The organism is Pseudooceanicola nanhaiensis DSM 18065 (genome assembly GCF_000688295.1).
Classification (GTDB): Bacteria; Pseudomonadota; Alphaproteobacteria; order Rhodobacterales; family Rhodobacteraceae; genus Pseudooceanicola; species Pseudooceanicola nanhaiensis.
Window position 1 is genome coordinate 21,179 of record NZ_JHZF01000002.1, and the last position, 6,184, is coordinate 27,362.

Annotated in this window: 6 protein-coding genes; 1 reads left to right on the forward strand and 5 read right to left on the reverse strand. The window is 58.4% G+C overall.

The window, feature by feature from the left end; translation table 11 throughout:
• Window positions 1-3 precede the first annotated feature (3 nt).
• From Q344_RS0100480 to Q344_RS0100500, 5 genes are all read right to left on the reverse strand, one after another.
• On the reverse strand, window positions 4-891 hold the full coding sequence (locus Q344_RS0100480) for a branched-chain amino acid ABC transporter permease (RefSeq protein ID WP_028284932.1): 888 nt from the start codon (window positions 889-891) through the stop codon (window positions 4-6).
• Window positions 892-2,811 carry an AMP-dependent synthetase/ligase gene (locus tag Q344_RS0100485; protein ID WP_028284933.1) on the reverse strand — a complete coding sequence of 640 codons (1,920 nt, stop codon included), beginning with the start codon at window positions 2,809-2,811 and terminating at the stop codon, window positions 892-894. It lies immediately after the preceding gene.
• Window positions 2,804-3,610, reverse strand: a complete 807-nt coding sequence (locus Q344_RS0100490; RefSeq protein ID WP_036538081.1) for an ABC transporter ATP-binding protein — start codon at window positions 3,608-3,610, stop codon at window positions 2,804-2,806. Before Q344_RS0100490 ends, Q344_RS0100485 begins: the two co-directional genes overlap by 8 nt.
• A 37-nt stretch (window positions 3,611-3,647) precedes the next feature.
• On the reverse strand, window positions 3,648-4,502 hold the full coding sequence (locus Q344_RS0100495) for an SDR family oxidoreductase (RefSeq protein WP_028284935.1): 855 nt from the start codon (window positions 4,500-4,502) through the stop codon (window positions 3,648-3,650).
• Window positions 4,503-4,606: 104 nt separating this feature from the next.
• Window positions 4,607-5,773, reverse strand: a complete 1,167-nt coding sequence (locus Q344_RS0100500) for an acyl-CoA dehydrogenase family protein (RefSeq protein ID WP_028284936.1) — start codon at window positions 5,771-5,773, stop codon at window positions 4,607-4,609.
• A gap of 218 nt (window positions 5,774-5,991) precedes the next feature.
• Between Q344_RS0100500 and Q344_RS0100505 the strand changes: the two genes are divergently transcribed.
• Window positions 5,992-6,184 (forward strand): transposase (locus Q344_RS0100505; protein ID WP_028284937.1); only part of this gene is annotated, 193 nt, incomplete at its 3' end.

The following is a 6,184-nucleotide window of genomic DNA, read 5'->3' on the forward strand; positions in this document are numbered from 1 at the left end:
GCCTTACACCCTTTCGATGTCGTGACGACCGAACAGCCCGTGCGGACGGATCATGACGGTAAGAATGAGCACGGCAGCGACGATAAGCTCACGGCTTCCGCCTCCGACAAGCGGATCGAGGAAATCAGCGCCAACGTTTTCGACGACGCCCAGGATGATGCCTGCGATCACGGCGCCAAGGATACTGTCGAGACCACCGAGAACGGCAACCGTCAGACCTTTGAGAAGCAACAGCGACAGCGCCTGATCGACACCCTGAATCTCACCCCAGATGACGCCAGCGGCGACGGCAACAACGGATGCCAATGCCCAGGATAACCCAACGCCGCGCTCAACCGAGATACCTACCGACCACGAAGCCATGTAATCATCCGCGATCGCCCGCAACTTGATCCCGGTCCGGGTTTGGAAGAACAGCATGAAGCCGACAAACAAGGCAAGCGCGACACCGGCACCGACCAGATGGATGCGGCTGATGAAGATGTCGCCCAGGAACAGCGGATCATAGCTGACGCCCAGTTCCATCGAACGCGACGTTCCGCCCCAGATGGCAAGTGTCGTACCCCGCAGGAATATGTCGAGGCCAAGTGTCAGCATCAGGATCATGACGACCGGGCGACCCGCGAGACGACGCAGGGCAACACGCTCGATGCCGAACCCAAGGCCGAACATGACAACCGCAGCCAGAGGAATGGCCAGCCACAAGGGCAAACCCACATCGCGCGCCAGCGCCAGGACCACATAGGCACCCACCATGGTCAGCCCGCCCTGCGCCAGATTGGGCACCGAGGACGCTTTGTAAATCAGCACGAGGCCGATGGCGAAAAGCGAATATAACAGACCCGTCAAGGCTCCGTTGATCGCAAGCTCTGATAGAAAGACCCAGTCCATTTATACCTCCCTGACGGGAAGGCTTCTTTCGACCTTCCCTACTTCCCCGGTCTCGTAAGTCACCTGCGCGCTTACGTGGACCTCTTTTGAACCGTCGTAGAGCGCCGCGATCACGTCAGCATAGCGTTCCTGAACGACCTTGCGCCGCAGTTTTCGTGTCCGTGTGATTTCACCATCGTCCGGGTCGAATTCTTTCGGCAGACTGACAAAGCGTTGCAGGCGCAATGGCTCGGTGACGGCCTTGTTGACCCGTTGGAACGCCTCGCGAAGCAACGTCGCGACCTCTTCACGCTGAGAAAGATCGGCATATGACACGTAAGGTACGCCGTTCACTTCGGCCCAGTGCCCCACGGCCTCGAAATCCACGCAGACCATCGCCGTCAGTTCCTTCAGCCCGGCGCCAATCACGGCCGCATCCTTGATATACGGGCTGAATTTCAACCGGTTCTCGATGTAGTTTGGAACGTAACGTTCACCGTCGGCGGTGTGCATGACCTCGGATACACGCCCAAGAACAACCAGGTGTCCGTCGTCCTCCAGATAGCCGGCATCACCTGTATGCAGCCACCCGCCGTCAAGGGCTTCGGCGGTCGCTTCGGGTTTGTTGAAGTACCCTTCAAACACGCTGTCCGAGCGCACCAGGATCTCACCGTCTTCGGCAATGCTGACCTCGACGCCAGGCGCGGGTTTGCCAACCGTATGAAGACGGACCTCGCCCGGAGCCTGAATCGCGTTGATCGCGCTGTTCTCGGTCTGGCCGTAGAGCTGACGCAACTTGATCCCCAGGGCGCGGTAGAACACAAAGGTGTCTTCCCCGATCGCTTCACCGCCGGTGAACGCATTCTTGAGGCGGCTCATCCCGAACTGGTCCTTGATCGGACCGAAAACAATCGCCTCGCCCAGAAGCCGGCCCAATGGCTCAAGAACACCGCCGCTTTTGCCATTCAGCTTGCGCGTTTCCGCCGCGATGGCCCGATCCATGAAAAAATGGTACAGCCATTTCTTTAAAGGGGTCGAATTTTCGATACCAACCTGGATTGTCGTCAGCATCTGGTCCCAGCTTCTTGGCGCCGCCAGATAGAATGTCGGAGCGATCTCGCGCATGTCGCGCACGACCGTTTCCTGGCGCTCAGGCACATTCACGGTGAAACGCCAAAGGAGTGCCGCGGCAACGGTTATGGCGTAGTCTCCCACCCAGGCCATCGGCAAGTACGCGAGGATCTCCTCATTTTCGCCGAAGGCACCCGCCGCATGTCCATTCCGAGCAGCAGCAAGAACGTTCTTCTGACTCAGTACGATGCCCTTCGGCGCGCCCGTCGTTCCGGAGGAGTGCAGAAAAATGGCCGGATCTTCCGGCTTCGCACGACTAAGCAGTTCCTCACTCAGGCCCGGGGTTTCGTTCAGATCGTGCTGACCAACTTCGATCAGGTGATCCCAGGACAACAGCCCTTCAACCTCGTAGAAGCCAAGACCGCGCGCTTCATCATAAATGATGTGGTCGATGCCCTCGGCGCCCGCGTCCTTCAGTTCCAGGATCTTGTCAACCTGTTCCTGATCTTCGGCGATGGCCGCGACGATTTCGACTTCGCCAAGAAAGTGCCGGAGTTCTTCGAGCGTCGCGCCGGGATAGGCAGGCATTGCATAGGCACCCAGCAACGAAATAGCCAGCATTCCGCCATACAGCCGCGCCCGGTTGTCGCCCAGGATAAGCACCGCCTTGCCCGGTGTTACGCCGATTTTCTCAAGCCCGGCCGCGCAGGCCAGCACCTCTTCGGCGTATTCCGCCCATGTGGTTTCCTTCCAGATCCCACGCTCTTTTTCGCGAAGCGCGATTTCCGAACCGTGTTTCGAGGCGTTCCGCGCCAGAATTGCGCCGATCGTGTCGCCGCCCGAAGACTGTTTCTTCGTCAAATCAGTCATGCGACCCTCCGATATATGCCTCGATGACCCGCGGGTCCTTCACAACCTCCTTGGGGATGCCACTGGCGATCATTTCACCATAATTCAGGGCCAGCATCCGATCACAAATGCCGGTGATGACATCCATATGGTGTTCGATCAGCAGAACGCTGACGCCGCGTTCGGCACGGGCATCCAGAATGAAACGGGACATATACCCTTTCTCTTCCTGGTTCATGCCGGCCATCGGTTCATCGAGAATCAGCATCTGTGGCTCGGCCACCAATGCCCGCGCCAGCTCGACCCGTTTTTTCAACCCGATCGGAAGGCCATCGACCAACTCATGCCGGATGCTCTCGAGTTGTAGAAACTCGATCACCTCTTCGACGATCTTGCGGTTTTCGATTTCTTCACGCTGTGCTGCCCACCAGTAAAGCGCGGTGCGCAGAACGCCCGGTTTCATGTGGATGTGCCGCCCCAGCAGGATGTTGTCCAGAACGCTCATCCCGTTGAACAAGGCAAGATTCTGGAACGTCCGGGCGACGCCGAGCTTGGCAACCTTGTGAGGTGCCGTACCCGTGATTTCCTTTCCTGCCAACCGCACAGTCCCCACATTCGGTGGGTAGAACCCGGTAATTGCGTTCGTCAGTGTTGTCTTGCCGCTGCCGTTCGGGCCGACAAGTCCAAAGATTTCCCCCTGCCGAATGACGAGGTCCACACCGGTGACAGCGACGATGCCGCCGAACCGTCGCTCGACCCCGCTGCACTCCAGTATCGCCCCATCATCGGCTCCGATTGCTGTTTTAATCTTAGTCGTCATCTAGATATCATTGTCCCCCTAAGGTTCACGGCCAACATCAGGTAATCCGGAAGTAGTCCGGCCGCCCCGTTGGCCATGGATCCCCCCACAATTGCTGCCCACCGTCGATGTTCAGAACTTCTCCGGTTACGAATTTCCCTGAATTCGCCGCCATATAGACAACCCCTTCAGCGACATCCCATTCGTCCCCGGCGTGCCGCATCGGGTTGGAGTCCTGAAAGGTCGCAGAACCCTCCGGAGGGTAGTTCCCGAAACCGTTGCTTTCGCAGCAACCCGGCGCCACGCAGTTCACTCGGATACCGTGCGGGGCCCACTCCACCGCAACCGACTTGGACAGGTAAACTACTCCTGCCCGGGCCGCACAGGTATGCGCGATGCCGGGCATGCCGCGCCAGATATCGGCCACGATGTTGACGATGGAGCCCGATTGCTTGTTGGCAACCCAGTGGCGCGCCGTGGATTGCATCATCCACCACGTGCCGTTCAGGTTGGTGTCTATGACCGCATTCCAGCCCTTTGGACTAAACTCCAACGCTGCTTGCGGAAACTGACCCCCAGCATTGTTCACCAATACGTCAATCGCCCCGAACTCCTGGTTCGTCTTGGCGACAAAATCCTCGACCTGCTCAGGCTCCCGGATGGTCATAGGCACAGCGAAAACTTCGCCCCCGAAACTTTCAAGGAACTCCTTGGCCAAAGCCAGTTTCTCTTCGTTGCGTCCATTGATCGCCAGATTGGCCCCGAGCCTTGCGAACAAGGTCGCAATTGCCAGCCCCAATCCGCCTCCGGCCCCGGTCACCACAACGACTTTGCCGGTGAATAAACCGCTTGCGTAAACGGTTGCACGTTTTGATAGGTCCTCCCTCGAAGACCCAAACTGCGTCTTATTCATGACGCCTCCTCCCATTCCCATTAAGGGCAGCTGCCAGTAATCTAACGGGTGTTAGAAAATTGGTCAAGACAACTTTTCCCACCAGCCCCGCCCGTTATCTCCGATCAGTAAGACTTTGGAAGTCCAAGGGCTTTTTCTGCTATGAACGACAGAAGCATCTGCGGTGTCACCGGTACGATGCGGAACAGCAGAGCTTCACGTACCAGTCGCTCCACGTGATATTCCTTAGCATATCCGAATCCGCCAAACGTAATTTGCGCGGCTTCGGTCGCCTCGACCGCGGCGTCGGCGGCCAAAAGCTTGGCGGCGTTCGCCTCGACGCCGCAGGGTTCTCCCGCATCGTAGAGGGCTGCAGCGTGCATCACCATGAGATTGGCAGATTCCACTCGCGCCCAGGCTTTGGCGAGTGGATGCTGAACACCCTGATTTTGGCCGATCGGGCGGTCAAAAATCACACGTTCGTTTGCATAATGCGCCGCTCGCGCCAGTGCGTTGCGCGCAATACCGATGCATTCACCGGCCACCAGGATGCGTTCGGGATTCAACCCGTGCAAAATTTGCCTAAAGCCTTTGCCCTCCTCCCCGATCAGGTCCTCAGCCGGAATCGGCAATCCATCGATGAAGACTTCGTTCGAATCGACAGCCTTTCGACCCATCTTTTCGATCTCTCGCACGTCAACGAAATTTCGGTCGAGATCTGTATAGAACAGGCTCAGCCCTTCGGTCGAGCTGCTCACATCCTCTAGCCGCGTTGTTCTGGCCAGAAGCAACATCTTGTCCGCCACCTGCGCGGTAGAAATCCAGACTTTTTGTCCGTGCACGACATATCTGTCCCCCTGCCGCACCGCCATGGTCTTCAGCTTTGTGGTGTCTAACCCGGTCGTCGGTTCGGTTACGGCGAAACAGGCCTTTTCATCGCCTGCTATTAGAGGGCCAAGCATACGCGCGCGCTGCTCATCGGTCCCAAACTTCACCACCGGGTTGAGCCCGAAAATGTTCATGTGGATGGCCGAGGCTCCGCTTGCGCCGGCCCCCGACTCGGCAATTGCCTGCATCATTACGGTCGCCTCGGTGATCCCCAGACCCGCGCCGCCGACAGCTTCTGGCATGGCGATACCTAGCCAGCCGCCATCGGCCATTGCCCTGTGCAGATCATGGGGAAAACCACCGTTGCGATCCCGATCCAGCCAATAGTCGTCGTCGAACCCTGCGCAAATCCGCAGAATCTGGTCGCGAATCTCTTGTTGGTCGGCGGTCAATCGAAATGTCATAGCGCGCGCCCTCCCTCCAATCTTACGAGCCCAGCCTCACATAGGGCAGCGATCCGCTCATCGTTAAAACCAAGATCACGCAGAATGCTTTGGCTGTCTGCGCTAGGCGGTCGTCCCAGCGTAACCGACCGATTGTGGCCGCCTGCCTGAGGCTGGGGTTCCGAGGTAAGACACGTGCATAACGACGTCGTTATGCACGTGTTTTATTCGGAGGAGCCATGCTGGGCGAGGTTCTGGGTGTCGAACGGCGCCGACGGTGGAGCGAAGATGAGAAGCTGGAGATCCTGTCGGAAGTCGGCGTCGGCGGGGTGTCGGTGACGCAGGTCGCGCAGCGCCACGAGATCACGCGGTCCCAGATCTACGGCTGGCGGCGTGATCTGAAGAAGAAGGGCCTATGGTCGCCGGATCGCG

Coding starts and splice junctions, on each gene's coding strand:
- Q344_RS0100480 (WP_028284932.1), bottom strand. CDS start 891: ATGGACTGGGTCTTTCTATCAGAGCTTGCGATCAACGGAGCCTTGACG.
- Q344_RS0100485 (WP_028284933.1), bottom strand. CDS start 2,811: ATGACTGATTTGACGAAGAAACAGTCTTCGGGCGGCGACACGATCGGC.
- Q344_RS0100490 (WP_036538081.1), bottom strand. CDS start 3,610: ATGACGACTAAGATTAAAACAGCAATCGGAGCCGATGATGGGGCGATA.
- Q344_RS0100495 (WP_028284935.1), bottom strand. CDS start 4,502: ATGAATAAGACGCAGTTTGGGTCTTCGAGGGAGGACCTATCAAAACGT.
- Q344_RS0100500 (WP_028284936.1), bottom strand. CDS start 5,773: ATGACATTTCGATTGACCGCCGACCAACAAGAGATTCGCGACCAGATT.